The sequence below is a fragment of the Lysinibacillus mangiferihumi genome (genome assembly GCF_003049665.1).
Classification (GTDB): Bacteria; Bacillota; Bacilli; order Bacillales_A; family Planococcaceae; genus Lysinibacillus; species Lysinibacillus mangiferihumi.
On the sequence record NZ_PYWM01000001.1, the window covers coordinates 143,396 to 170,131 of the forward strand.

Genomic DNA, 26,736 nt, shown 5'->3' on the forward strand with positions numbered 1-26,736 from the left:
AATTTCGGAAGGAGGAGAAGCTGTTGGAAAGTAGCTTACGCCAGTTAAGTCTATTTGATGATTATTCACAATCGTCTCGTGCATTTTTTAGAGTGCATGAGACGGTGAAAGTCATTGAAGTAAAGAATAATCCTGAAATCTATGAATATCGCAAACATTATTTTGGTTATGTGATAGGTAAAAAGGGAGTTGTCCAGAAAGTAGATGGTCATTCCGTGTTAGTACGTATCGGGAATGAATCCATACTTTTTGATGCACAGGAGCTAGAGTGGATTGCGTAAAAACGCAAATTTATAAGGGGGCAGAAATAGAATGAGAACACAGAAACGACAATATTCAAGAAGCCATGCCAATAGAGGGCAACTTTTCGAAAATTTAATTGATATGACAAATAATCAATACCGCAATAACAATTTTGCAGATATCCGCAAAGTACCTTCGCCTGTGAAAATATTAAAAGTCACTGGGAATAAGGTGGATGGAAAATTAGAAAGTGCTACATGGGTAGATTATAGCGGTATTTACCGAGGTCAAGCTATTATCTTTGATGCTAAGGAAACAAAACAAAAAAGATTCCCATTGAACAATTTAACTGACGATCAATATAGGTTACTTCGTTCATGGCATTACATGGGGGCAAAAGCGTTTTTATTAGTTTGCTTTAGGATTGAAGGTAAAAACGAGCCAGAGATTTATTATCTCAAATTTGAACAATTAGAAACTGCTTGGACAGCTCAAAATAATGGCGGTGCTAAATCAATTCCACTTCAATTTTTCCGAGATCACTGTACTCGAATTAAATCAGGAATATATACAGTCCATTACTTGGAAGCGGTAGGAGGTGCTTCTTGTTGACTGAACCTTATTGGAATGCTAAACATGGCGAATACATCAAATGCCCTGTAGAGGGCTGTAAACACTTCGGTATTATCATAACAAAAGCTCATTGTCGTGTTGAACATCAAATGAGTCGTGAAGAAGTGCGTCAGAAGTACGGTTTACCTAAAACTTTTTCATTTTCAAAGTCTAATAGAAAACAAGTAGAGGATAGAAGACACGTTGATGAGGAGGAGCATTGATGCTGGAGATAAGAAAAAAACAAATAGTCACAACAAGAAAGAAGCATGAATGTTACGGGTGCGTAGAAGAAATCGAAAAAGGCAAAAGTGCAGTTTATGTTTCCGCTAAAGAAGATGAAAAACATATACAGTTTCATCTACATGAAGAATGCAACAAAACAATTGCAAAAGATAAATGGTTTTCTGGAAGCGGTCTTTATCGTGGTTGTATCAAAGAAGCAGTGAAAAATTCCGAGGAATTGAAATCAATTAATATTTCATCGTTGGATGAATTGCCATTTGTTTTAGGACTACAAAAGGGCTTGGGAGGATGAATGTACATGAAAATGGTTGTATCAAAAGAGCAATATAAGCAGGTACGTCAAGTAGAGAAAATGTTAGGAGTAAAGATTGCATTAGCGCCAGAAGAACATCAGTTACGTGTAGTTGATTGTTTAAATGGTCAGTGGGGCATCTATCAAATAAAACGCTGTTATAAAAGTGCGACGAAATACTTTGCTGAATTGAAATTAATTGAGCCTGCTACAACAGAGCAAGAAGCGATTATGAAGTTTTTGGCAATACAGCAAAAAAAGGCGAACGAAGGGAAATTAAAAGTAGTGATTTATTGATTGGAGGTATCGGCATAAACGTCGCAGGAAGGTGAAAGTATGTTACAAACTGTTATTACTTACGAAAAAACTACTTTAAAAGTCATTTCGGCAATGCAAATAAACACCATAATTTCAGAAGCAAAATTTCATAAAATCCATGATAAGTGTTCAGAGGACGATTAAACACAAGAAAGAAATTGTGTAGGAGTGGTGTGAATGTTATGTGTGAAAAAGTTTGCTGGACTTGCGGACACTTTGCTTTTGGTTGTTTTGTAACAGGTGAATACAACAATACAGTTAAAGTAGATGACACATAAGAAGTTTTAAATAAGGCAACAAATGATACTCCAGAAAAGCAGATTGACTATGTGATTGGCACGAAAATCATTTTAGGTTATGAGTCTTTTTTAAATGCTCTGGTAGAGCAGAAGCAAGGTTGCAAGCACCTTCAAAGAAAAGCTTGAATGCAATGAGTAACGACAGCGTTTATTAATTAATTGAAAGAAAATGTTCAGTAATTGAAAGGGGAAAATATGATGGGAAAAATATTAAGATTCAAAAAAGCACCTACTCTTAAAGATTTTGAGGGGTTGAGTGTTAACGGTGGAACTTTTGAAAACGGAGATGGGTTTATTCAAAAAAATACAATTGTAATGAAAGTACCCAATACTTTTAGATTTTCTACAGCAATAGAGATTTATAGCAACGGTGAAGGCATTTGTGATTTAATTATGGCGCAGTTTTTAACGAGAGGTCCTGATTTGTGGGAAATGGGTGATGCTTTTTATCGTATTGGTTTCAATGATGAAGGTGATACAGAACAACAATTACGTAATTTATGTGACGAATTAATAAATCGTGGCTTAGTAGATTGGGTTGAATAGATTACCTGAACACTTTGAAGATTTCGTTCAGAAACAATCAAATAAATATTCGGAGGTAACAAGTATGCAATCAATTGATAAACAAGCAATCTTAGACGTTTTAAACAGTTTAGAGGTTATTGAACAGGAAGGTGGGGAAAGTGCCTATTTGCTAGTTGAAAATAATGTAGAAAATCATAAAAAATTAAATGCTGTAGGTGTTCCAAGTAAAACTATTAATAATTACGGTGATAAAGAAACGTTTTGTATTCTTGCATTAGCATTAAGTGAAGGTTATGCAGATCATTACAATGCTTTTAAAGGTGGATTAGTTTTAGAGCCAGAGAATCGTATAGAAATAGAAACAAGTAGTGCGAGTGGAATTAATGTTTTATGTAAACAAGCCTATGAAACGGCAGTTTCTAAAGGTTGGCACGATCAACCAAGAGAAACAGGTACATTGTTAGCATTAATACACAGTGAAGTAAGCGAAGCGCTAGAAGCGGATCGTAAGGGAGATACAGAAAATTTCACAGAAGAATTAGCCGATGTATGTATCCGTATTTTTGATTTATGTGGCTCAAGAAATATTAATCTGGAACAAGCGATTATTAAGAAAATGGAGCGTAATAAAAGTCGTTCATATAAACATGGCGGAAAAGCTTACTGAACAATATAAGTATAAGATTGTGATAAAGTGAAGCGACAAACAATTGAAAGACTTAAAGAAGTAGAGAATGCAATTTTGTTAATAGATGTAAGTAAAGGAGATACATTAAATCAAAAATCAAAAAGACAAGCATTGGAACTATTAAGAGAAGTTATTCAGGAAGTGGGGCGTGCTAATGAGCGGTATTGCACAAGATCAAATAACAGCAATAGCAGAGGTAGCCATTGCGAAGTTTAATGAGCTTCAACAAGAAGAAAAAACTAAAAAGCAAGACAGACGACTTTTTAATACAAGAATATTGTTGAAGAATTACCGTCATTTAAAAGTTTACTGTAACGAAATGAAAGAGAGCATGGATTTAGGGGATGAAGAGCAAGAGGAAATAATAACTCCTGATAAAGAATACCTTACATTGGAATCCATAAAAAGAAGTGAAGCTCGTACACTTGCTATGATGCGGTTCATCGATAATATGATTAAAGTTTACGAAATGGATTGTAAACACTTGGGTACAGAAGCGGTAAGAAGGTATGAAACGCTATTGCATTTTTATATAAATGACGAAAGAAAGACTTATGCTGAAATTGCGAAGCTGCATAATGTACATGAACGTACAGCGCAAAGAGACTTGAAAGAGGCAGTTCATGCTATGTCAGTTCTTTTTTTCGGTACAGATGGATTGCGGTTACAGTTATAGTCGTGTCGTAAAGTTGTCGTTTTAAATGTTTTTTAAATATTATATAGTGTAAATGTAGAGTAATTGGATTTACTTTACATCAAGAGTCTTCCAACTCACACGAAAAGCCCTGATTATTAAACAGGCAAAACAACATAATAGACGATTGCAAAGTCGTCAACACTAAGGAGAGGCTACTAAATTGGTAGTCTCTTTTTATAATGACAAAATACCCCATTTATTCTATGATAGATTAGGTAGATGGGAGGTGTTATTAATGCTAATTAATTTGATATTAAAGTTTAGTGAGAATTTTACATTTACTGATTTCGATGACAATAAAAATTTCTCTCTATATAAAACTCTTGAAACCGATTTTATACCAAGAAAGAATGATTATGTTTATGATTCTGGATTCAAAAAGGACTTTTTAGTTACCAGTGTTGTATGGAATTACGAACATGAACAATGTAATATTTATTTAGATCGTTCTGGTATTGGTAATTTTGAAGAAGTAAAAATCCAAGCAATGGACGCAGGATGGAAAGCAAGACAAGGTCACATCTAACAAGGTGTGGCTTTTTTATCGGAGGGTAAGAATGTCTCAAAATGAAAGATATTACTTAATTTATAACTATAAAAAAATTCACTCAGAATTTAAATCTCATTTAAATCAAAAAATCTATGTGGATTCACATATAAACAACTATGTTCAAAACTCAATGAACGAATTTTCTGATGAAGAACTAGAAGTTATGAGAGAAAGCACATTAAAATATAAAGAACGAAATTCCTTAGAGGCTACTGTTGGAATTTCAGCTTTAACAGCTATCTTTACTCTATTCGCAATTCTAGTAGCTATTTCAGAATCTAATGGAGTAGAGGTGATTTTTATTATCTTAGGTTTTTATGCGTTAATGGTAGGGTGTATGACTACTTATATTTTTAAGAAAGATTCTCAAATTATTAGAACAGCAAATTTACTGGATATTGCAATTAGATTAAGAAAGCAAAAAAACTATTGTTAAATACATAGAGTCTGCATTCATTTGAGTGTAGGCTTTTTATTATGCCTTAAAGGTGGTGAGTACATTGCTAAAGAGTTGTACTTATTGTGGCGGTATTCATAAGCGTGGTCAACGATGTGCGTCTAAGCCAATAGCTAATAAGAATACTACATACATTGATAGATTCAGATGGAGTAGAGCATGGAAGAATAAGCGTGCACACATAGCAGACCGTGACAAACATCTGTGTCAGTTGTGCTTACGAAACCTATACAATACACAGACACAGTATAACTTCACAGACTTAGAGGTGCATCACATAGAGCCTATAGCTAATGCATGGGATAAGAGGCTAGAGGATGACAATCTCATATCATTGTGTCGTTATCATCATGAGCTAGCGGAGAAGGGGTCAATACCTGCAAATGAATTAAAAAATATTATCTTGGAGAGTACCCCCGGGGTGTTTGGTTAAAAATCGGTAAATCACTGTACACCGACTGCCCCTATTTGCTCTAAAAAAATTCCCTAAATGAAAATTTTTAAGGAGGTGAGGAAATTGGCTAGACCGTCTAAAAGTGTCAAAACAATGAGTAAGAATTTAACGAAGGAAGAAATCGCAATTCGTACTCAAACAGAAGAAAAATTAAAAGGTGCTGCCGATGAAATCTTGCCTCCTACACATTTGAATGCACGGCAAAAGAAAATTTTTAATTTCATTGTGAAGGAGTTACAAGCAAGTGGGATTCTTGGAAATATTGATATTTATATTCTAAGTACCTGCGCAGTAGCCATTGACCGAGTACAGCAAATTGAACGAATCATTAACAGGGACATCGAAAGGCTTTTAGATCGTAACTTATTGAGTGCAAAAGATAAGTATTCAAAAGAATTTTTCCGTTGTTGTAATGAATTAAGCCTGTCGCCACAAAGCCGAGCTAAGCTAGGTAATATTAATTTCCAAGTTCGTGTGGAAGAAGATGATCCACTGTTAAAAGTATTGAGTGGTGGTAAAAAATGATATTTGATAAGGCGGTAAAATACGCTGAAAGGGTTGTAAAAGGTAAGGAAATTACAACAAAAGAGGTCATTATCCAGTGTAATTGGTTTTTACGAGACTTAGAAAAGCAATATGAAGATGAGTTTGATTACTATTTTGACATGGACGAAATAGAAAAAATCGAAGGACTATTGGAATTACTTAATTTTGCTACAGGTTTAGGCGTTGCAGGAAAAACAATATTAGAGGGCTTGGAAGGTTTCCAGGCTTTTTTTCTTGTCAATATATTCGGATGGCGCTTTAAAAGCGATAAAGAAAAGTTTAGATACCGTGATATTACGCTGTTTATTCCTCGTAAGAATGCGAAGACGTTCATTTGTGCTTTAATCATTATCATCTTAATGCTAACGGAAGATGACTACTCAGAGTTCTATTCTATTTGTTTGGATCGTGAGCTTGCAGGTGAAGTTAAAAAGGCTATGACACAAATTATTATGGCAAGCCCAGGCGTTGCTAAATACTTTGTGATTCCAAAAACGTTAAGTGGAAAAATTGTATGTACTTTAACAAATAGTTTTTACCAAGCACGTACTGCAGAGGCGAATAGAAACAACTCAATTCGTCCATCTGCTTTTATCGCTGATGAAGTGGGTGCATTTAAAGATTACAAGAATATAAACGCCATGAAGTCAGGACAATTAAACGTTAAAAATCCATTACGCTTTAAATTAACAACTGCCTACGCTGAGGATAAATCGATCATGCTAGAAGAATTGGCGTATGCAAAGAAAGTATTTAATGGATTTATTGAAGATGACCGCATGTTTGCGCTGCTTTATTATGCTGAGGACGAGCATTTATGGGACGATACGGGGCTATTACAGGCGAATCCATTAAGAGTTGAGGAAAACTATAACGAGATACGAGATAGCCGTAAATCAGCCATAGAAAAGCCCTCAGAACGTGAAGAATATCTTTGTAAACATATGAATCACTTTTTACCTTCTAATAGTGGCGAAGCGTATGTAAATGTGGAAGACTTGCGGAAATGTAAAATGGATGATTTCGATTGGTCAGGCCGTCAAGTTTGGCTAGGTTTAGACTTGGCCATGACGAATGATAACTGTTCATTCTCGATAGTGACAGAGGAAGACATGCAAATATATGCGGATTCCTACGCATTTGTACCGACTGAGCGTATCCCTGATAAAAACCGAGTGGAGAAGATTAATTATTACGATCACATTAAGTCAGGTAAATGTTTTTCTTGTGGTGATATGACTGTAGATTATGGCTTTATTGAACAAAAGGTTCTGGAAGTAGAAGAACAATTCAATGTCATTGTTATGGGTGTAGCGTATGACCGTTATAACTGCCTTTCTACAGCTCAGAAACTAGAAAAGGAAGGTTTAGTTACTGTAGAAGTAAAACAGCATTCAAGCGTATTACATCCAGCTACAAAGCTATTACGAGAAAAGATTATGAACAAAGAGTTCCATTACACTGAAAATGAATTACTAGAAGAAAATTTCCAAAATGCAAAAGTTACAGAGGACACCAATAAAAACATTTACGTTAATAAGAAAAAATCAACTGGCAAAGTGGACATGGTTGTAAGTCTAATCAACGCAATCTACTTACTGCAGCATGATGTCATCTTTAATCCTGATGCTGATTGGGGCGCACAAATCATTTAAGGAGGTGAGATTGTGAGATTAATTAAAGAGTGGCGCGAATGGCGTAATTATAGACGAATTCAGGAATTTCGTGAGAGTGGAATGGATGAATTATTGCTGCAGGCAGGGTTAGCAAATGCTGTTTTAACAAAGGAAGAAGCGCTAAGTATACCTAGTGTTGGCACCTGTGTAGATTTAATTTCGGGTCTTATTGCTACTCTACCTATCAAATTGTACAAAGAAAACAGCGGTAAAGTTGAAGAAATGGAAGAAGATAGACGCATCATTTTGCTTAATGATGAGACACACGATACACTAGATGGCTTCCAATTTAAAAAAGCTTTAGTAACTGATTATTTATTGGAAGGTGCAGGGTACGCATATATCAACCGGAGAAGAAATGATGTTGAAAGTCTCCATTATGTTGAGAATCGAAATGTATCGGTGCTAGTTGGCGTTGATCCAATATTTAAAAGCTATGATATATCCGTTAATGGTGTGAACTATCGCGAATTTGAATTTATTAAAATCGCTCGAAATTCTAAAGATGGTGTGACAGGTAATGGAATCATAAAGGACCATAATAAAATATTATCTGTTGCATACAATACGCTAGATTTTGAGGATTCACTTGTTAAAACAGGTGGAAATAAGAAAGGGTTTTTAAAATCATTAGGCCGATTGTCAAAGGATGCAATTGCAGAATTAAAAACAGCCTGGAATAATTTATACAAGAATAATACAGAAAATATTGTTGTATTGAACAATGGCTTAGATTTCAAAGAGGCATCGAGTACATCGGTTGAAATGCAGCTGAATGAAAACAAAAAGACCAATTCAAGTGAAATAAATAAACTTTTCAAAGTACCCGACAGCATTTTGGATGGTTCGGCCAATGAAGAAGTGCATACAAACTTTATTAAAAATTGCATACTGCCGATTATTCGAGCAATTGAAACGGCATTGAACAAGGACTTGCTTCTTCCGTCGGAAAAAGAGCAGTCTTTTTATTTTGCTTTCGATATGAAAGAGCTTGTCAAAGGTGACACCGAAAAACGCTATAAAGCTTACGAAATTGCCCTTAAAAATGGGTGGATGCAGGTAGACGAGGTTCGTTATTTAGAAGATCAACCACCACTTGGTTTAGATTTCATTAAGTTGGGCTTGCAAGATGTCTTATATGATCCGAAAACAAAGACAATTTACACGCCAAACACGAATAAAACCGCTGATATTTCAGATGGTGGCCCAGAAACTGAGAAGGGAGGTGAAGAAATTGAGGATTGAAATTAGAGAAAATCAAGTGTTGCTCGATGGTTATGTGAATGCTGTAGAGCGTGAAAGTCGTATTTTACCTTCACCAAGAGGTCGATTTAAAGAAAAAATCCGTGCTAAAACGTTCGAAAGAGCTTTAGATAAGGCGGAAAACGTTGATTTATTATTTAATCACGATAAAAACCGTAAGCTTGGATCATTACAAGAGGGCAATTTACAACTGTATGAGGATAACATTGGTTTACGCGCTATCGCTCATGTATCTGATGAAGAAATCATTCAAAAAGCAAAAGATGGAAAGTTAAAAGGCTGGTCATTTGGTTTTGTTGATAACAAGCCATCGTGGGAAGACGGAGAAGACGGCATTCAGAAACGTACATTAGAGGACATCGAGCTATTAGAGGTGTCTATTTTAGATAAAACACCAGCTTACGTTGCTACTTCAATTGAAGCTCGTGGAGAAGATCAGACGATTTCAGAAACTCGCGGAGCAGATTTTAAAGCTGAGATTGAAAATCGCTCAGAAGATACACGTAATAAAAAAGATATTGATTATTCAATGTATGAAAAACAAATTGAGCTTTTAAAATTGAAAGGTGGAAAATAAACATGGGAAAATTATTAGAAATGAGTAATGTACTTGCTACACCAGTAATTGAATATCGTTCAATGCCTACTCTAGTAGAACAACGAAACAACTTACTAGATGAAATGGACGGGTTATTAAAGAAAGCGAAAGAGGAAACTCGTGCTTTTTCAGATGAAGAATCAACACGTTTTGAAGAAATCAAAACAGAGATTTCTAAAATAGATAAAACGATTAAAGCTGAGGAAGAAGCACGTTCTTTGGATAAAAAAGTACCTGCTAAACAAGCTGAACAGCGCACACAAGAAGAAGCTGAAACACGCGCTTTCGATAACTATATTCGTGGTTTAGTAGAGGAAAGAGCAGATGTTAATTTAACAGTAGGTGCAAACGGGGCCGTAATTCCTTCTAGTATTGCAAACAAGATCATTCAAAAGGTATACGACATTTCACCAATTTATCAATTGGCAACTCGCTATAATGTAGGCGGTACATTAAGTATTCCATACTATGATGAATCTGCAGGAACTATTGAAATGGCTTATTCTGATGAATTTGTGGATTTGGAATCTACTAGTGGTAAGTTTGGCTCAATCGAGTTAAAGGGCTTCTTAGCAGGTGCCTTAAGTAAAGTATCAAAATCACTTGTTAATAACTCACAATTTGATCTTGTTTCGTTTGTAGTTGGGAAAATGGCTGAATCAATTGCTAAATGGATTGAAAATCAATTGTTAAACGGTACACCTAACAAAGTAACAGGGCTTTCAACAGTTACGCAAAGTGTGACTGCAGCAGCTGCAACAGTTTTAACAGCTGATGAATTAATTGATGTACAAGAAGAAGTACCTGATGCTTTCCAGGGCAATGCTATTTGGATTATGAACAAAACAACGCGTAAAGCTATTCGCAAATTGAAAGATGGACAAGGTAACTACCTATTAAACAGAGATGCTACCGCACGATGGGGCTATACTTTATTAGGAAAAGATGTGTATACATCTGATAATATGCCAGGAATGGAAGCAGGTAAAACGGCTATTTTCTACGGTGATATGTCAGGGCTTGCAGTTAAAATTGCTGAAAATGTTTCAATCGAAATTCTACGAGAAAAATATTCTACTCAACATGCAATTGGTGTTGTAGGGTGGATTGAAATTGATGCTCAGGTTGAAAATGCTCAAAAAATCTCTAAATTAGTTATGAAATCAGCGTAGGGGCTATACTCTACGCTTCTTTTATTGGAGGTGACAGGATGAAAGTAAAAGCACTTGTAAGTTTTTCAGGTAGCGTCACAATGTCAAAGGATGAAGTTAAAGTGCTGCCAAAGAATGTGGCAGATGATTTGTTACAAGCTGGCCACGTAGAGGAAGTTGTTGTGAAAAAGCAGGTGAAAACTGATGCAGGTTAGTGAAATTACGCCAGTTGAACTGGCTAAATATGCGCGAGAAGACGAAACAGAATCAGATGTTATTTCGACTTTTACACTTATTTTATCCGCTGTAAAAGCTTATATAAAAGGATATACAGGGCTATCAGATGAACAACTGAACACAAAAGAAGACATTTCAATCGCTGTTTTTGTGCTTTCGAATGAAATGTATGAAAATCGCATCTTTACGGTGAAGGATAACAACGTGAATAAAGTTGTTCAATCTATTTTAGATATGCATTCGATCAATTTACTTTGAGGTGAGATTATGAATCCTGGAGATTTAAGACACAGAATTGAAATCCTCACTAATCAAAAGGCTAAAAATGAGTTAGAAGAAACCATTTATAAATTTATACCTGTAAAAAAATTATGGGCAGCTATCATTCCACAAACTGGCTCGTTACAAAAACAGGTAGCTGATACGATCCTAACAAATGTTACACATAAAATCATTGTTAGATATAACGCTGGAAAAGACATTACAAAGGATATGCGTATCAGATATAAGGGCCATGAGTTTGAAATCAAATATGTTCTCAATCCTTATTTCAAGAATGAAACTCTTGAAATCTTTGTCCAGGAGGTGTTGAAGTGAGCATTCAAATGAACGGTTTAACTGACTTTCAACGTGATTTATTTGATGTAGCAACAAAAGATTTGCCTAATGAAACTCCAAAACTGATGCGTAAAATTGGTTCAAAAGCAAGGACTACTGTAGCGAAAAAGGCGCGCAGTCTAGTAAAGAAAAAGACAGGCAACTACCATAAAAAGTGGAAGCGAGGAAAAGTCTTTGTTGGTTATCATGGTGAATTAGTTGCCCGTGTTTATAATTCGTCACCACATGCACACTTAGTAGAAGATGGGCATTGGATGGTAGACCATGAGGGCAATAAAACAGGCGATTTTGTGCACGGCAAAAAACCATTAGACAAAGGTATGCGTGAATTTGAGTCCTCCGGTGATGTAGAAAAAGAAACAGTAAAATGGCTAGATGAATTGTTGAGGAAAAAGAAACTATGATTACTTTTAAACAAATTAAAACGACAATCAATAAGAAATTGCAGTCTAATTTTATTGATATCGATGTTTCTAGTAAATCAGCTAATGAAGGATTTACACGGCCATCGTTTAAATTGGAATTAGATAATGTGAAGCGTGAGGGCTATTTGACACAAGTTGAAAAGTCTTGCACGGTTCGCATTTTTTATTTTCCTACAGATGAAAATGATAATGCGATTGAATTGCTAGATGTTCAAGAAGCACTTGGTAATTTATTTGACCTTAAATTTTCTGTAGGAGATCGCCATTTAGATATAGTCGAACCAAACTTTGATGAGATAGATGGTGTATTGCAATTTGAATTTGACCTTCAATTCTTTGACGGCCGTGAATACGGTGAGGGAAGTTCAAGTTCAAATACTGATATTGAGGATGAAATTAAAAACGGGAAAGAATGGTATGAGAAACATCCAATTGAGCTTATGGGTGAGTTGGATGACGAGGAAGGGGATTAAACAATGGGCCTACCACAAATTATTATTGAGTTTAATGGGAAAGCCGTTACAGCTATTAAGCGTAGCCAGCTTGGAATTGTTGCATTGATACTAAAAGACGACGTGCAAACGGCTGATACAGTAACGTATAAAAGCATAGAGGAAGTAAAAACCGATGCATGGTCAGCAGAAAACTTAGATTACATTCAAAAAACTTTCATGGGTACACCAAGTAAAGTCATTATTGAACGCTTGGCAACAACTGCAGTTGATTATAATGCCGCATTAACACGCTTAAACAATAAGCGATTTAACTACTTGGCCATTCCAGGTATCGAAGACAAGGATACAACAACTATTGCAACTTGGATTAAGACTAAACGTGACAATGATAAGAAAACATTTAAGGCAGTTTTACCAAACTGTGATGCAGATCATGAAGGAATCATTAATTATACAACAACAGGAATTAAAGTTGGCGAGAAGGATTATACAACTGCAGAATACACAGCGCGGATTGCTGGCATCCTGGCAGGGTTGCCATTTACACGTTCATCTACTTATTACGAGTTGAATGAAATAGATGCTATTACAGATATTGAAGATCCTGACACAGCTGTTGATAATGGTGAGCTTATTCTTATCAATGACGGCGAAAATATTAAAATCGGACGAGGTGTTAACAGTCTGACAACAACAACAGGTAAAAAGACAGAAGACTTTAAATCAATCCGTGTTATGGAAGTGCAGGACTTAATAAAAGACGATATTCGCACCACATTTGATAAAAATTACATCGGTAAACACAACAACACCTACGATAATCAAGTGTTATTTATTCGTTCAATTAACGCTTACTATGACGGCTTAGAAGGAGAAGAAATTCTTGATTCGAACTATGACAATAAAGCTGAAATAAATGTACAAAAACAACGCTCAGCGTGGGAGTCAACTGGTGTAGATACTACGGATTGGGATGACCAAAAAGTAAAAGAAATGTCCTTTAAAAAGAATGTATTCTTAGGTGGCAACATTAAGATTGTAGATGCTATTGAGGACTTAGATATGGATATTGCGATTTAAGGAGGGATTGACAAATGTCAAAATTAAAAGCTAATCGCGTTATTAACGGCACATATGGCAGCGTGTGGGTGAACAACGAAAAGTGGCTCGATATTGAGGAATTTGAAGCCAAAGTAACCATTGATTATGAAGATGTAAATATGGCCGAAGATCCAGCAACTCATAAAAAGATGCTTGGTTGGTCAGGTGAAGGAACATTAAAAGTTAAAAAGGTTTATAGCCGAGGCGCAAACTTGTTGGCTGATGATGTGAAAAAAGGAATATTGCCCGACGTGAATCTTGTCGGAAAATTAGCTGATCCTGGAGCATTTGGTTCAGAACGTGTAGCCATTAACGAGGTTACATTTAATGAATTTATGCTTATGCAATTTGCACAAAAAACAGCAGGAACAGAGGAATTACCATTTAACTTTGCTGATTATGATTTCATCGATCGCATTAGTGCTTAAGCAAATACAAACATTGGAGGAATTCGAAATGACAAATAAAGAACTCAAACGTTTATCAGTTGTAGATTTAATGAAAGAGAAAGAAAAATATCAAGTGAAGGATGATGTCACAGAGGAAGTAGTTGTTGAGCGCTTAGGTGTTGTAGTAGTTTTGCGTAAACCTGAAAAGTCATTATGTGTAGATACAATGAAAATGGCGCGAGATGAAAACAATGACACGGATGCTGATGAATACATTGTTTACAACACAATGATTGAGCCAAATTTAAAAGATCCTGAATTATTAGCAGCATATGGCTGTAAAACAATACCTACTGAAATCGTCTCAAAAATCTTTGATCCAGGGGAAATTGCCCAATTATCAGAGGTGGCGTTTGAATTAGCTGGATATAAAAAAGGCGGAGTTAAAGCTATAAAAAACTAATTGATAGTGATGATGATTTTTATTTTCTTCATCACTATAATCAAAAAGGCTTTAAGCTTGAATATTTATTAAATCTTGATTACGATACCAAGCTATTTATGACAGCAAGTTTGGACAAGGAGTTAGAAGAAAGAAACAAACATATGCAAGCTGGAGCGATGAAGACAGTCTCGTTCTAGCTTTTTTCTTTTGCTAAAGGCGGTGAGAATATGGGCAGAAGGGTTATTTCAGCAATCTTATCATTACAAGACCGTGATTTTTCTAGTAATTTAAGGCGTGCTAGTGAGAGAGCTGATGATTTTGGGCGAGGTGTCACAAGAGTCGGCAATCAAATCCAACGCTTTGGACAAGGAGCAACTAGAGTTTTTAAAGGAGTCGCAATGGGAGCTGGTGCCATAGGTGCAGCAGGAGTTGCGGCATTAGGAGCAGGCGTTGGAAAATCTATCTTGGATATGAACAGCGCGTTAAACACTTTACAAGCCCAAACGGGTGCAACTGCCTCTGAAATGGAACAGTACGGAAGTGCTGCCAAAGAAGTATTTAGTAAAGGGTACGGTGAAAACATCGATGAAGTTACAGGTGCATTAGCGCGTGTAAAACAAAACATGAAGAATATCGATAATGGAGAATTAAGTAAAGTTACTTCTAATGCGATGTTTTTAGCTAAAACGTTTGATGGTGACGTGAACGAAGTCACACGTGGCACGAATAACATGATGGAGGCTTTCGGTATATCTGCAGATAAAGCATTTGATTTATTTACTGCAGGTGGTCAACGAGGGTTGAATTTTTCAAACGAAATGTTTGATAATGTCGCAGAGTATTCGTCCTTATTTGGCACAATGGGGTATAGCGCAGAAGAATATTTCGGCATCTTAGAAAGAGGCGCAAAAGCAGGCGTTTACAACTTAGATTACGTCAATGATGTTATGAAAGAGTTCCAAATCCGTGTTAAAGACGGCTCAAAAGGCACAAGCGATGCTATGGGCGATTTATCACAAGGAACGCAGAAAGTATGGAAAGATTTTTTAGATGGTAAAGGAACCGTATCCGATGTAGCAAGTAAAGTAGTTGGCGAATTAAAAGGAATGGATGACCAAGTAGTAGCCAATCAAATAGGTGTAGGTTTATTCGGTACTAAGTGGGAAGACCTCGAAGCAGGAGCCATGTACGCAATGCTAGGTTCAAAAGAAGCTATGAAGGATTTTGAAGGAGCAACGGATTCTGCATCTGCCAAAGTGGAAGGGAGTCTTAAAAATAGGTTAATTTCATCATGGCGAGAGCTACAGGTGGGAATAGCCGATGTTGTAAACGGTGCAGGTGCACAAGAATTTTTACAAGGAGTTGCTCAAAAAGCGGATGAATTAGTACCGAAAATTCAAGGTATTGTGGAAAAGGCTTTTGAATTTGGTAATACAGTGAGAGAGAACTGGGGACCAATTAAAGAAACGCTCATTGGAGTGAGCACAGCAGCTGGTGTACTAGCAGTTGGAATAGGCACTTTAAAAGTGATTACTACTGTTACCACGATGGTGCAAGGCTTTAAAACAGCTATGGGACTTGCCACTGCAGGACAATGGGCAATGAACACGGCCATGCTTGCTAGTCCACTTACTTGGGTAGTAATCGGAATTGCAGCAGTAATTGCTATAGGTGTTTTACTATATCGAAATTGGGACGTTGTAAAACAAAAAGCAAGTGAATTGTGGCAAAGATTACTCGATAATCCAATGCTAGCACTTGTAGCTGGTCCAATCGGAGCACTCATTGCTGCAGGAATCACGCTTTATCAAAATTGGGACAAGGTTCGCGCTGGTTGGGATACAACGTGGAACACTATTAAAAGCGCGGCTGGAAGTGGTGTTAATTTTGTTATCGATAAGCTCAATGGGCTTATTAAGGTAATTAATAAAATCCCTGGTGTAAACATCCCCATTGTCCCTAAAGTCAGTTGGGGAGATGTAAAAACGGGTGTGGACAGTATTAATAAAGCCTCAGCGGGTGGTAAAGTACCGCAGTATGATGTTGGTTCTAACCGCATTGAGGAGGATCACCTAGCACAAATCCATAAAGGCGAAATGATTATTCCAGCTCGACAAGCTGAACGTGTACGTGCTGCAGGTGGGAATATTGATAACATAGATAAAATGGTTCAACCGTCACCTGTTGCTGTAGCAACGCCTACAACTACAGGAAGTACCCCTCAGCCTGCAACTGCAAATAACGGCAATGTACAGGTTATTATTCAAAACTTAAATGCTAAAGGTGTTACACCTATGGAAGTCGCGAATGAACTTGTGCCATTACTAAAATTAAGATTGGCCAATTTATAGGGAGGTTGAATAGATGGATATTTTTTTAAGTACGATGGATAGAAAACAAATTATTCAACTTCCTATAGTGCCAGCTGAATTTAAAATTCCTAGCCCTGTGAACAATGAAGTTTTCACTACGATTAATCAAGGTGACATTAAATTACTTGGTCGTAGAGGATTGAAATCTCTTACGATTGATTCTTTTTTTCCTTCAAAGGTGTATCCATTTTCACGAAACAATAAATATTTTGGGTGGGAGTATTACGAGATCATTGAGGGCTGGATAGATAAACGAATGCCAATTCGACTGATTATGTCAAACACACCTATTAATATGCTAGTGACGATTGAAAACTTTGAACCAGGGTTACAAGATGGTTCAGGTGATGTTTATTATTCATTGGCTCTATCAGAATTTAAAGAGATTATTTTAGAAACAAAGAAGGTGAAATAATGGCCCATGAATTATGGTTAATCAAAGGAGAAACCATGACAAACATTACGCCTATGCTGGGTACACTGACATGGCGTAGTAACATGGATGAATTAGGAGACGAAATTAATTTTAGTATTGCTTTTAATGATACAAATTACTTCCCTGTGAATCCATGTGATATTGGTGATATGGTGGCTCTATACAACAATGGTAAGGAAATAACGCGAGCTATTATTGTGGACGAGTTGAAAAATGGAAGATCACCAATTGCATATGTTGCCTTTGACTATGCCTTTTACTTAAATAAATCTACAGCTGTATATCAGTTTAATAAATTATCTGCAGACGCTTGTATCAAGAAAATAGCTAAAGATTTTAATATCCAAATAGGTAACATCGTATCTATTCCAAAAGCTATTACGAAAATATTCAATGATAAAAAAGTAAGCGAAATTATCAAAGAAATTCTAACGACAGCAGAACAATCATTAGGCGTAAAATATCTCATGGAAATGCGCCAAGGTAAACTATACATTGAAAAACAAAGTGATGTAATAGTAACCGGTACATTTCAATTATTCGAAGGTGGTCCACAATACGATATTCATTCCGCACTTATGAATCCTTCTAAAAGGCGTAGCATTACAGAAATGGCTAATACAATCCAGGTTGTAGGAAATAATGACAAAGTAGTTTTAACCAAGTCGGATAATAAAATGGCTGAGAAGTTTGGCCGTATTACTAAAGTCGTGAAGCTAGATCAGAATGAGAAGAAAAGCGCTAAACAAGTAGCTGAAAATGAATTAAAGCAGTTATCAAAAGTGTCAGAAGAAAATAGTGTTGATTTGATGGGCCACGATGATTTTAGGGCTGGTCGACTGTTTGCATTAGAAGAACCGACCACGGGAATTAAAGGCACTTTCTTGATTAAAGATGTGTTGCACACGATTAGTAAAGGTATTCATACCATGAAGCCTACATTAGAGGTGAAATAAAATGGATGCAGTAACGGATCTTGCAAAAATGTTTAAAAATAATGAAAATCCTAAGCAAGTTTCAATGTCTACAGGCATTGTCATTTCGCCACCACCTAATGCTCAAATACGCTTGAATGAAAAAGTTATTTTATATAATAATCAATTAGTGTTTGCAGCTCATGTTTTAGGAGATTATGAACGTGACATAGAGCTAAAAGGTGAAATTAGATTCACTGAAAGCACATTTCAAGCCTTTGAAGCGAAAGAAGTGAAATCTAAAACAAAAGATACACTCAAAGAAGGTGATGAAGTGATTCTACTACCTACTCATGACGAGAATTTATATTATGTTGTAGGTAAGGCGGTGAGGTTCGAATAATGTTACCTAAGATTGCTCAACTAGAATTTAATACGCAAGAAATTGAAACGGACTTACCACCACTTGGTAAGTCTTTTTTGTATGACTTTGATAAAGGTGATTTTGTATTTAAAAATGGGAAAATGGTTGAGATTCATGGCTTGGAAACATTAAAGCAATGGATTTTAAAAGTGTTAAAGACAGAACGCTTTCGCTTTAGGATTTATAAAGATATTCCTTATGGCGTGACATTAGAGGATTTAATAGGGTCTAGCCTACCACGTGCCTTTATCGAAGCAGAAATTAAACGTGAGGTTACGGCTTCATTGTTAGAACATACACACATTCAAGAGATCCAGGAATGGCAGTTTAGCCATGATGGAAAATGGATGCGGATAAAATTTAGAGTCGTCACGGTAGAAGGTGCATTCGAAATTGACGAGCCAATAAAGAAGGTGGCAGCGTAGATGGAAGATGAAAAAATCATTCATGATCGAATGATGACCAATATTAGTAATGATTACGATAAGTCAAAAGGTAATTTTGTTTATGATGTGACAAAGCCAGTGGCCGTTGAATTTGCTGAACAACAAAAGAAGATTGCTGCAGTACAAGAAAAGCTGGATGTTGAAAAGTTAACCGAAGACGAGCTTACTCGGTTTGTTTATCAACGCACAGGAATTAGCCGTAAACCTGCTACCCAAGCAACAACAACCGTCATTGTTTCTGGTACAGCTGGCATACTTGTTAAAGTTGGCGAGCTAGTTGGTACAGACACAATTTTATACACAGTGCTTGAAGAAGCTGTTCTAAATGAAAGTGGGTTTGCTCATGTTCGAGTGCAATGTAATGAGTTTGGCCAAATAGGAAACGTGCCAGCGAACACCATTGTAAATTTCCCTGCATCTATCAATGGCTTGGTGAATGTGTACAATCCTGATGCTGTTGTTGATGGTTACGATGAGGAAACAGATCATGATTTACGCCAGCGCTATTATGATAAGCTACAGCGTCCGGGTAAAGCAGGAAACAAATATCAATATCGTGAATGGGCATTAGAAGTAACTGGTGTTGGGGATGCAAAAGTATTTCCGCGCTATAATGGTCCACTGACAATGAAAGTGGTCGTGATCGATGCGAACAAATTACCTGCAACGAGTGAATTAATTGAAGATGTAAAAACGCACATTGAAGTAGAAATGCCTTTTGGTGTTGAAGACTTGAATGTTATATCTGCAGAAGCACTATTAATTAATCTGTCAGTAGCCTTAACTTTGATGCCAGGATACACAGAGGAAGTAGTCAAAACAAATATTAAAAAGAACATTACAACGCATTTGAAAGAGATAGCTTTTAAGACTTCATTTGTAAGTTATGCAAAGATTGGGGCGCTCATTATTGATAGTGATGGCGTTTTAGATTATCAAAATCTATTAATCAATGGATCAACTGCTAATGTGGTTATTCCTGATGATGGGGTGCCAGTAATGGGAGGTATTAATGAATGAATCACATGACAGTGTATTTAAAAAATAAAGTTCTAACGGACAATTTACGAACAACGCCAGTCTTTGTTGCCTTGTTCAATGGAGACATTGAAGTAACTACAGCAAGCTACTCACGACAACCAGGTGTATTTGCATCACCTACAGATGGCCAAACATCCAACAGCGCTGATATTCTGTTTCCTATTGCTGCAGAGTCATGGGGAGATATTACGCACATTGGGATTCTTGATGCTAAAACAGGTGGTAATTTGCTGTTTAAATCGCAAGCAGAGTTTACGAAAAACATCGATATATCTAGCCAATACAAGATTCCTAAAAACTATTTAATTGTCCGATTGAGGTAGGTGATAAACCATGCATGCAATACCACAATCTGAATGGGGCCAAGTGTCAGTGTTTACCTGGGGCGATCTAACACCGCACCAATGGGAGTGCTTTAGACTTGCCTTGATGATTATTGAAACAGAGCTACAGACGCAAGGTGTTTCAATTGCTTCAACCGGTGCAACAAATGAGATCATCACAGAGCAGATTACCCAAGGTGTTAAGGTGGTTCAATCACCTATTATCATGCAGACAAGAGCTGAAATGATTACAAGTATTGTTGTTTCCACAAAAGATTATCTATCGGACATGATGAAGTATTTACCTTTGTATGAGCGTAAATCCAATACCTTTAGAACGATACTTACAGCCGATGATCGGGAGCTTCGAAATACAGAACAACAGCTTGAAATTGTAAATAGAAACATTTTTATCGATACGGCCATTGAAGCCTTGCCTATTTATGAACGTGATCTTGGCATTAAACCAAATAACACACTACGCTATGACCAACGTAGGGAACAGATTTCTTCAAGAAATCGCGCAAGCTTTGACCAAACGACTAAAGAAACAATTAAAGCCGTGGCTTCTGCTTATAGTAATGGTGAAGTAGACATTAACCCAACAAATATACCTGGCGTATATGAAATCAAATTTGTTGGTACAAAGGGCATTCCTGATAACTTGGAAGGTCTTATGCAAGCAATTGAAATCATTGTGCCAGCGCATTTAGAATTTGGCTATGCATATACCTTCAACGTTTGGGAATTTGTCAGCAATAGAACCTGGGGAAGTGTAACAAACATGACATGGGATGAAATTAAGATATATGAAAATGAGGTGATCTGATGGAACATACACCAAATTTAGGTTTAAAGAAGCCTGGACCTACCGATAGTATTTTAATATCAGAAATCAATGAAAATATGGATGTCTTGGATGCTGCAGTTAGTGAATTGCAAAAGGGTAGTGCGTCAATTCCTGACCTAGAAACAGCAGATAAAACATTGGCAGGGGCTATTAATGAGGTCAAGCAAGAATCAAGTACAGTGAAACAAGAACTTGATACACATTCGGGAGATATGGCTAAACATAATCAGTTTATTCATGAAGGTAAACTGCATCAAATTGGCTTTGGTTACAATCCAACATTAGGATGTTTTACATTTAGCATACGAGAGGTGATATAGATGAATTTAGATGGGAATTTCCCTAGTTACGAAAAGCAACAAGAAATTAAAACTACAGTCGATGATATTAAAAATACTACGGACTCAACGAAAACAAGTGTAGACCAAGTTAAGCAAGATGTAGCTAATGTAAGCACACAAATCGCAAACAAAAATGCAAGCAAAGTTATGAGATCAAAAGTTTATACATCTAACGGCACTTTCACAGTACCTGCAGGAGTTACTGAAGTTTATATTACTGGCGGTGGTGCTGGAGGAGGTGGTGGCGGTGCAGGAAATGCCTCCGGTAACCCAGGAAGTGCGGGTGGTGTTTCAAGCTTTGGAAATGTATTAACGCTTAACGGTGGGAGTGGCGGTTATGCAACCACAGGTGGAGGTATTCCTACACCTACGCCTTCTGGTGGTCCTGGAGGAAGTCAGGGTTCTAACGCCTTCAACAGCGCACATCCACCAAATGGTGGTAATGGTGGATGGTTTTCTGGTGGATATGGTACTACTGGAGGAAGTGGTACAAATTTAAAAGCTGGCGACGGTGCCTACTGTTCCGGAGGAGGAGGAGCAGGTGCTAACGGTGGGGGTGCCGGGGACTTCGTTATTAAAAAAGAAGTTGCTGTGGCACCAAACACAACTCACACCATTACTGTAGGTGCTGGAGGTAGGGGTGGAACTGGAGGTAGTTCTGGTGGAGCTTCTGTACTTGGTGGCAACGGTGGAAATGGCTTACTAATTATAGAATGGTGGGTGTGACTAGATGAAATTTACACAAATTTTATACGACAAAGCACATTGGATATTTGAAGCAGATGAAAAACCGGAGTTTGCACCAAATATTGTTTTAGTTGATATTACAAGCAAACCAGATGTACAAGAAGGTTGGGATTACAACCGAGAAACAGGTGAGTTTACGGCCCCTATCATTTCAGAGCCAACACCAATTGAACCACAGATAGACGAAATACAAGCTAAGATTCTAGTCAATACAGAAACACTTCTTGCTATAAAAGAGTTGGAGGTATGAACATGAACAACATTACTTATCGAGCGTGCAAAAAATTAGCGGAGCAAGAAAATATGACAGAAAAACAAAAAGATGAATTGCTATCAAGTATGGATTTATTTGTTTTATCAAAACGTATCTCACAAGATGAATATAAAGAGCTATGTACATTAATTGAAACGCAAGCAAAAGCTTAGCGTAATTTTTATTGTCTAAATTAGCAGGAAATACTTTCCTTTTGTCGAAATACAGTAGGTGAAGGGAGTGATAACGAATGACAGATAGAATTTCAGTTCAGCCTACACCTATTCAACGCAATTCTAAAGATGTTGCTATTGAATTATTAAAATTACATGTATCGAGAGGACCAGTAGAACCTGAACATATCGAAGAACTTTATACAAAATATTATTCATTAGCTGAAACATTAAGTAAAACACCGGCAAGTAAATTATTGAAATTCATTCCAACTGAAACAAAAGAAATACTTATAAGTAAGTAATAAAAAAAGGATACGCAATTGCGTGTCTTTTTTTATTACGTAAAGGAGCGTGTAAGATGAGTGATGAGTTAGTAAGAGATGTATATGAGCGCCTGGGTGCAATAGGAGAAAAATTAGATGGTATTAACTACATCCGTGATACTGCTAATCGAGCAGAAGATAAAGCAGATGAAGCTTTAGCAAGTACAAAAAGTGCACATCATCGTTTAAATAAAATCGATAAAATTGTTTGGTGGGCATCTACAACAATTATTGGAGCAGTAATTTTGGCGTTATTGGCGCTTGTCATTAAAACAAATTAGGGGGAATATTTCTGATGAAAATTAACTGGAAAGTACGTCTACAACATAAGCAATTTTGGGTGTCATTAATTGCATTACTACTTGTGCTTGCGAATCAGATCGCAGGCATTTTTTATTTCGATATTACAATTTACAACTATCAAGTTACAGCCGTTTCAGAGACGGTATTAAGCATTTTGGGATTGCTTGGTATTATTATCGACCCAACTACTAAAGGAGCTTCTGACAGTGTGAACGCACTAAAATATAACAAGCCAAAGGATGATGAGAAATGAGTTACAAATTTAAACAAAACCCATTACCATCCAGAAAATATACAATAAAAGCACCTTACTCTATGGCACCGCAGTATATTACGGTACACAATACCGCAAATGATGCTTCTGCAGGCAATGAAATTAAATACATGATTACTAACAACAATCAGGTATCCTATCATGTAGCTGTTGATGATAAAGAAGTGATGCAAGCCATTCCATTTAACCGTAATGCCTGGCATTGTGGTGATGGTCAAGGTAATGGTAATCGTAAATCAATTGGTATTGAAATTTGTTACAGCAAAAGTGGCGGTGCCCGTTATGCTGCGGCAGAGGAAAATACAGTACAATATATCGCAAAATTACTTAATGAGTTTGGGTGGGGAATTGAGCGAGTTAAAAAACACCAAGATTGGAACGGAAAATACTGTCCGCATCGGATACTAAGCGAAGGTCGCTGGAATAGCTTCTTGAAACGAATTGAAGAAGCAATGAAGCCAAAAAATACGGTTCGACAAAAGGAGGAAACAAAGGTGTCAATTTGGAATCCGGGTTCACCTGCTATGAAAATTGAAACAGAAAACTTCATTGCACAGGCTGTGAAGGATGGTATTATTCAGGAATCACACTTGAAGGATTTACAAAATGGTGTGATGACAACGGATCGCTTGATTGGGTTGTATATTACGATTCAACAAAGACGAAGTAAATAAATTAGACAGGGTAGTATAATTTGCTTTTATTCTTTTTAGTTTATTCAAGTTAAATATTCACAAAAAAATCGGGCTTACTAAATTGATTTTTTAACCTAACTCCTTAAAATATAGTTAATATGGTATAATTTATCAAAAAAAGGGAGTGGTAGTGTGGGAACTAAAAAAGCTTTTTATGCTTACCCTGGTCATAAAATAGATTTATTAGAAGATATTCACGAAGCAGTAAAGGTGATTAATAATTCTAGTGAAGAGATAGAAATAACTACATGGCAAGATTTATCTATTTCAGGAAAAAAAATAATTGATGGGATACTAAAATCGATTGATAACTGTGATTTATTTATGTGTGATCTTACATATCTCAATTTTAATGTACTTTATGAACTTGGCTATGCAATTTCAAAAGGGAAAAAAATTTGGATTACATTAAATTCTACACACCATAAAGCTATCTCAAACTATAAAATGTTTAATTTGCTAAAAACTATAGGATATGCTGAATATAAAAATTTTCAGGATCTTTCTGAAAAATTTTTCTCTGATATCCCTCATATACATTCTAAAACCATTGATATCAAAGGGAGATGTGTTGATTTAGATAGAAACTTAATATATTTAAAGTGTAGTGAAAATACAAGCGCCTCTAATAGAATTACTTCAATAATTGATAAATCACAAGTTCCTTGCAAAATGGATGACCCATATGAAGGTAATGAAACTATAGAATGGTATTTAAATTTATTACCAAATTCTTTAGGTGTAATTATACACTTCCATACTAGAGAAAATGAAGAGGAAAACCCTATTGATACTGCAAGAAAAGCTTTTGTTGCAGGCTTAGCAAGAGGTCTTGATTTAAGAGTTATAATACTAGCTCATAAACCTTTTGAGGCGCCTTTAGATTATTATGATTTATTAAAGGTTCATGCAACTGCAAATGATTGTGAAACTTATTTTAATGAATGGTTCACACCATTGCTTACTGAGTTTAGAGAGATGGAAGAAAAATATGGTGATTATCGAGCAGAACAAAGAGCATTAGGGAAATTATCTAATCTAATTGTTGGAGACTATGTCGCAGAAAATGAAAATCATGATTTGGTGGAATATTTTTTAGAAACAGCAGAATATAGAGAAGCTTTGAATTCACAACAAGTTTTATTTGTGGGTAGGAAAGGTACTGGAAAAACTGCTAACTTGATTAAAATCAAAAATGAATTGTCTTCGGACAAAAGGAATTTTATTGTACCTATTCAACCACAGGGGTATGAGATAGAGGGAATACTAAATACATTCTCTAAATTAAAAAAAGAGTCAGAGCAAGGGCATTTAATAGAAAGTATATGGAAGTATCTTATTTATACTGAAATTGCGAGGCATTATTTTGAGCATATTGAAAACCGTCCTCTACATTACTATTTGACTAAGGAAGAAGAAGAGTTTTGTGATTTTGTTACAAAAAATAAAAGATTAATACATGCAGACTTTAGCTTAAGATTAGAAAACGTTATTTCAGCACTCAGTTCAATGAATCGTGCAGAAACAGTAGAAGAGCAAAGACTGAAAGTTAGTGAAACTTTGCATGATTCTATGATTAAGAATTTAAGGAGCTACCTAGGTAGAGTTTTAGAAAATAAAGAGAAAGTTACAATTTTAATAGATAATTTAGACAAAAATTGGAATGATAAAGCGGAAATAAAAGAGTTGAGTAGTATTTTATTTGGACTATTAAACGTTATTCATCAAATTACTGAAGAATTTCATAAGAGTTCGTATAAGCATAAAAGAGTTAATCTCTCATTAATAGTATTTATTAGAAGTGATATCTTTTCTAGAATTATGAATTTTGTAGATGAGAGAGATAAAATTCCTACAAAGCAACTTTCTTGGTCAGAACCTTCTTTACTATTTCGAGTGATTGAAAATCGAATCCAATACAGCCGGAATGGAGTTACAAGTCCAGAAGAACTATGGGACCAATATTTTTGTAAAGAAGTTGATGGTTTACCATTAAAAGATTATATTAGTCAACTCATACTTCCTCGCCCGCGCGACATCATATATCTAATTAAATCTGCTCTTCAAGAAGCAGTTAATAGAGGACATGTAAAGGTGGCAGAAGAAGACTTTAAATCTGCCGAGCTTTCATACTCTGAGTATGCATTGCAATCATTGCTACCTGAAAATGGAGGAAGAATTGATGATTTAGAATCGATTTTTTATGAATTTGCAGGAGTTAATTCTGTAATCCACCAAGAACAATTAGAAGAATGCTTACAGGAGAGTAGTTCTCAAGAGGTTGAACATTTAATAGAAATACTATGTGAGATGACTTTTCTAGGAAAAGAAATACAAGAAAATAAATTTGAATATTATGGAGATAAAAGACCTGCAAAAATAACTGATAGGCTTGCAGAAAAATACGCATCTCGTAAAGCACAATCTAAAAGATATCAAATAAATCCAGCATTCCATGCTTATCTTGGAATAGAAAAATAAGTTACAAAAATAAAAGCCAGATACTCATTAGAAGGTGAGTACCTGGCTT

Annotated in this window: 40 protein-coding genes and 1 pseudogene; all 41 read left to right on the forward strand. The window is 36.1% G+C overall.

Going from position 1 to position 26,736, the window contains the following annotated elements; genetic code table 11:
• Positions 1-23 precede the first annotated feature (23 nt).
• Positions 24-281 (forward strand): hypothetical protein, encoded by a 258-nt coding sequence (locus C9J37_RS00790; protein ID WP_107893834.1) that lies wholly within the window; start codon positions 24-26, stop codon positions 279-281.
• 31 nt (positions 282-312) lie between these two features.
• Positions 313-855 (forward strand): Holliday junction resolvase RecU, encoded by a 543-nt coding sequence (locus tag C9J37_RS00795; protein ID WP_107893835.1) that lies wholly within the window; start codon positions 313-315, stop codon positions 853-855.
• Positions 852-1,079: a hypothetical protein gene (locus C9J37_RS00800; RefSeq protein WP_107893836.1), complete on the forward strand. Its 228-nt coding sequence runs from the start codon at positions 852-854 to the stop codon at positions 1,077-1,079. The genes C9J37_RS00795 and C9J37_RS00800 overlap by 4 nt, the downstream gene beginning before the upstream one ends.
• Positions 1,076-1,393: a hypothetical protein gene (locus C9J37_RS00805; protein WP_153063478.1), complete on the forward strand. Its 318-nt coding sequence runs from the start codon at positions 1,076-1,078 to the stop codon at positions 1,391-1,393. The genes C9J37_RS00800 and C9J37_RS00805 overlap by 4 nt, the downstream gene beginning before the upstream one ends.
• Before the next feature lie 6 nt (positions 1,394-1,399).
• Positions 1,400-1,690, forward strand: a complete 291-nt coding sequence (locus C9J37_RS00810) for a hypothetical protein (protein ID WP_107893838.1) — start codon at positions 1,400-1,402, stop codon at positions 1,688-1,690.
• Between the two features lie 518 nt (positions 1,691-2,208).
• Positions 2,209-2,556, forward strand: a complete 348-nt coding sequence (locus C9J37_RS00815; protein ID WP_107893839.1) for a hypothetical protein — start codon at positions 2,209-2,211, stop codon at positions 2,554-2,556.
• A gap of 64 nt (positions 2,557-2,620) precedes the next feature.
• Positions 2,621-3,205: a MazG nucleotide pyrophosphohydrolase domain-containing protein gene (locus tag C9J37_RS00820; protein ID WP_107893840.1), complete on the forward strand. Its 585-nt coding sequence runs from the start codon at positions 2,621-2,623 to the stop codon at positions 3,203-3,205.
• 175 nt (positions 3,206-3,380) lie between these two features.
• Entirely contained in the window at positions 3,381-3,902 is a 522-nt protein-coding gene (locus tag C9J37_RS00825; RefSeq protein WP_137067739.1) for a hypothetical protein, read from the forward strand.
• Between the two features lie 256 nt (positions 3,903-4,158).
• Entirely contained in the window at positions 4,159-4,449 is a 291-nt protein-coding gene (locus C9J37_RS00830) for a hypothetical protein (RefSeq protein WP_107893842.1), read from the forward strand.
• 31 nt (positions 4,450-4,480) lie between these two features.
• Positions 4,481-4,909, forward strand: a complete 429-nt coding sequence (locus tag C9J37_RS00835) for a hypothetical protein (RefSeq protein WP_107893843.1) — start codon at positions 4,481-4,483, stop codon at positions 4,907-4,909.
• Positions 4,910-4,964: 55 nt separating this feature from the next.
• A complete protein-coding gene (locus C9J37_RS00840; RefSeq protein ID WP_235616980.1) occupies positions 4,965-5,363 on the forward strand; it encodes an HNH endonuclease in 399 nt (132 codons plus the stop codon).
• A gap of 84 nt (positions 5,364-5,447) precedes the next feature.
• A complete protein-coding gene (locus C9J37_RS00845) occupies positions 5,448-5,909 on the forward strand; it encodes a P27 family phage terminase small subunit (RefSeq protein ID WP_107893845.1) in 462 nt (153 codons plus the stop codon).
• On the forward strand, positions 5,906-7,585 hold the full coding sequence (locus tag C9J37_RS00850) for a terminase large subunit (RefSeq protein WP_107893846.1): 1,680 nt from the start codon (positions 5,906-5,908) through the stop codon (positions 7,583-7,585). Before C9J37_RS00845 ends, C9J37_RS00850 begins: the two co-directional genes overlap by 4 nt.
• A 12-nt stretch (positions 7,586-7,597) precedes the next feature.
• Complete coding sequence (locus C9J37_RS00855) at positions 7,598-8,851, forward strand: phage portal protein (protein WP_107893847.1); 1,254 nt, start codon at positions 7,598-7,600, stop codon at positions 8,849-8,851.
• Entirely contained in the window at positions 8,841-9,446 is a 606-nt protein-coding gene (locus tag C9J37_RS00860) for an HK97 family phage prohead protease (RefSeq protein WP_137067738.1), read from the forward strand. Before C9J37_RS00855 ends, C9J37_RS00860 begins: the two co-directional genes overlap by 11 nt.
• 2 nt (positions 9,447-9,448) lie before the next feature.
• Complete coding sequence (locus C9J37_RS00865; RefSeq protein WP_235616981.1) at positions 9,449-10,639, forward strand: phage major capsid protein; 1,191 nt, start codon at positions 9,449-9,451, stop codon at positions 10,637-10,639.
• Between the two features lie 38 nt (positions 10,640-10,677).
• Positions 10,678-10,833: a hypothetical protein gene (locus C9J37_RS28125; protein WP_158694844.1), complete on the forward strand. Its 156-nt coding sequence runs from the start codon at positions 10,678-10,680 to the stop codon at positions 10,831-10,833.
• Positions 10,823-11,113 (forward strand): head-tail connector protein, encoded by a 291-nt coding sequence (locus C9J37_RS00870; protein WP_024360937.1) that lies wholly within the window; start codon positions 10,823-10,825, stop codon positions 11,111-11,113. The genes C9J37_RS28125 and C9J37_RS00870 overlap by 11 nt, the downstream gene beginning before the upstream one ends.
• 9 nt (positions 11,114-11,122) lie before the next feature.
• Positions 11,123-11,452 (forward strand): phage head closure protein, encoded by a 330-nt coding sequence (locus C9J37_RS00875; protein WP_107893849.1) that lies wholly within the window; start codon positions 11,123-11,125, stop codon positions 11,450-11,452.
• On the forward strand, positions 11,449-11,877 hold the full coding sequence (locus C9J37_RS00880; protein ID WP_107893850.1) for an HK97 gp10 family phage protein: 429 nt from the start codon (positions 11,449-11,451) through the stop codon (positions 11,875-11,877). The genes C9J37_RS00875 and C9J37_RS00880 overlap by 4 nt, the downstream gene beginning before the upstream one ends.
• Entirely contained in the window at positions 11,874-12,371 is a 498-nt protein-coding gene (locus C9J37_RS00885) for a phage tail terminator family protein (RefSeq protein ID WP_107893851.1), read from the forward strand. Before C9J37_RS00880 ends, C9J37_RS00885 begins: the two co-directional genes overlap by 4 nt.
• 3 nt (positions 12,372-12,374) lie before the next feature.
• Positions 12,375-13,433, forward strand: a complete 1,059-nt coding sequence (locus C9J37_RS00890) for a phage tail sheath subtilisin-like domain-containing protein (protein ID WP_107893852.1) — start codon at positions 12,375-12,377, stop codon at positions 13,431-13,433.
• Between the two features lie 14 nt (positions 13,434-13,447).
• Positions 13,448-13,882, forward strand: a complete 435-nt coding sequence (locus C9J37_RS00895) for a phage tail tube protein (RefSeq protein ID WP_107893853.1) — start codon at positions 13,448-13,450, stop codon at positions 13,880-13,882.
• A 28-nt stretch (positions 13,883-13,910) separates the two neighbouring features.
• Positions 13,911-14,306 (forward strand): phage tail assembly chaperone, encoded by a 396-nt coding sequence (locus C9J37_RS00900; protein ID WP_167397234.1) that lies wholly within the window; start codon positions 13,911-13,913, stop codon positions 14,304-14,306.
• 209 nt (positions 14,307-14,515) lie between these two features.
• Entirely contained in the window at positions 14,516-16,639 is a 2,124-nt protein-coding gene (locus C9J37_RS00910; RefSeq protein ID WP_107893855.1) for a phage tail tape measure protein, read from the forward strand.
• A gap of 13 nt (positions 16,640-16,652) precedes the next feature.
• A complete protein-coding gene (locus tag C9J37_RS00915) occupies positions 16,653-17,075 on the forward strand; it encodes a hypothetical protein (RefSeq protein WP_107893856.1) in 423 nt (140 codons plus the stop codon).
• A complete protein-coding gene (locus C9J37_RS00920; RefSeq protein WP_107893857.1) occupies positions 17,075-18,052 on the forward strand; it encodes an XkdQ/YqbQ family protein in 978 nt (325 codons plus the stop codon). Before C9J37_RS00915 ends, C9J37_RS00920 begins: the two co-directional genes overlap by 1 nt.
• 1 nt (position 18,053) lies before the next feature.
• Entirely contained in the window at positions 18,054-18,413 is a 360-nt protein-coding gene (locus tag C9J37_RS00925; protein ID WP_107893858.1) for a DUF2577 domain-containing protein, read from the forward strand.
• Positions 18,413-18,859 carry a DUF2634 domain-containing protein gene (locus C9J37_RS00930; protein ID WP_107893859.1) on the forward strand — a complete coding sequence of 149 codons (447 nt, stop codon included), beginning with the start codon at positions 18,413-18,415 and terminating at the stop codon, positions 18,857-18,859. Before C9J37_RS00925 ends, C9J37_RS00930 begins: the two co-directional genes overlap by 1 nt.
• A complete protein-coding gene (locus C9J37_RS00935) occupies positions 18,860-19,900 on the forward strand; it encodes a baseplate J/gp47 family protein (RefSeq protein ID WP_107893860.1) in 1,041 nt (346 codons plus the stop codon). It abuts the gene before it with no gap.
• Complete coding sequence (locus C9J37_RS00940) at positions 19,897-20,244, forward strand: phage tail fiber protein (RefSeq protein WP_107893861.1); 348 nt, start codon at positions 19,897-19,899, stop codon at positions 20,242-20,244. Before C9J37_RS00935 ends, C9J37_RS00940 begins: the two co-directional genes overlap by 4 nt.
• Positions 20,245-20,254: 10 nt before the next feature.
• Positions 20,255-21,073, forward strand: a complete 819-nt coding sequence (locus tag C9J37_RS00945) for a putative phage tail protein (protein ID WP_107893862.1) — start codon at positions 20,255-20,257, stop codon at positions 21,071-21,073.
• Positions 21,073-21,414 (forward strand): hypothetical protein, encoded by a 342-nt coding sequence (locus C9J37_RS00950; protein ID WP_107893863.1) that lies wholly within the window; start codon positions 21,073-21,075, stop codon positions 21,412-21,414. Before C9J37_RS00945 ends, C9J37_RS00950 begins: the two co-directional genes overlap by 1 nt.
• Positions 21,415-22,161, forward strand: a complete 747-nt coding sequence (locus tag C9J37_RS00955) for a hypothetical protein (RefSeq protein WP_107893864.1) — start codon at positions 21,415-21,417, stop codon at positions 22,159-22,161.
• A 4-nt stretch (positions 22,162-22,165) separates the two neighbouring features.
• On the forward strand, positions 22,166-22,432 hold the full coding sequence (locus C9J37_RS00960; protein WP_107893865.1) for a hypothetical protein: 267 nt from the start codon (positions 22,166-22,168) through the stop codon (positions 22,430-22,432).
• A 2-nt stretch (positions 22,433-22,434) separates the two neighbouring features.
• Positions 22,435-22,608 carry a hypothetical protein gene (locus C9J37_RS28130; protein WP_158497861.1) on the forward strand — a complete coding sequence of 58 codons (174 nt, stop codon included), beginning with the start codon at positions 22,435-22,437 and terminating at the stop codon, positions 22,606-22,608.
• A gap of 77 nt (positions 22,609-22,685) precedes the next feature.
• Positions 22,686-22,913: a hypothetical protein gene (locus C9J37_RS00965; RefSeq protein WP_107893866.1), complete on the forward strand. Its 228-nt coding sequence runs from the start codon at positions 22,686-22,688 to the stop codon at positions 22,911-22,913.
• Positions 22,914-22,969: 56 nt separating this feature from the next.
• Positions 22,970-23,215: a hemolysin XhlA family protein gene (locus C9J37_RS00970; RefSeq protein ID WP_107893867.1), complete on the forward strand. Its 246-nt coding sequence runs from the start codon at positions 22,970-22,972 to the stop codon at positions 23,213-23,215.
• Between the two features lie 14 nt (positions 23,216-23,229).
• Positions 23,230-23,490: a phage holin gene (locus C9J37_RS00975; protein ID WP_107893868.1), complete on the forward strand. Its 261-nt coding sequence runs from the start codon at positions 23,230-23,232 to the stop codon at positions 23,488-23,490.
• Positions 23,487-23,969, forward strand: a pseudogene (locus tag C9J37_RS29520) (peptidoglycan recognition protein family protein); the annotation flags it as partial. The gene C9J37_RS00975 and the pseudogene C9J37_RS29520, both read left to right, overlap by 4 nt.
• Positions 23,970-24,338: 369 nt before the next feature.
• Positions 24,339-26,687, forward strand: a complete 2,349-nt coding sequence (locus C9J37_RS28845; protein ID WP_235616982.1) for a P-loop ATPase, Sll1717 family — start codon at positions 24,339-24,341, stop codon at positions 26,685-26,687.
• The last annotated feature ends 49 nt before the right edge of the window (positions 26,688-26,736 follow it).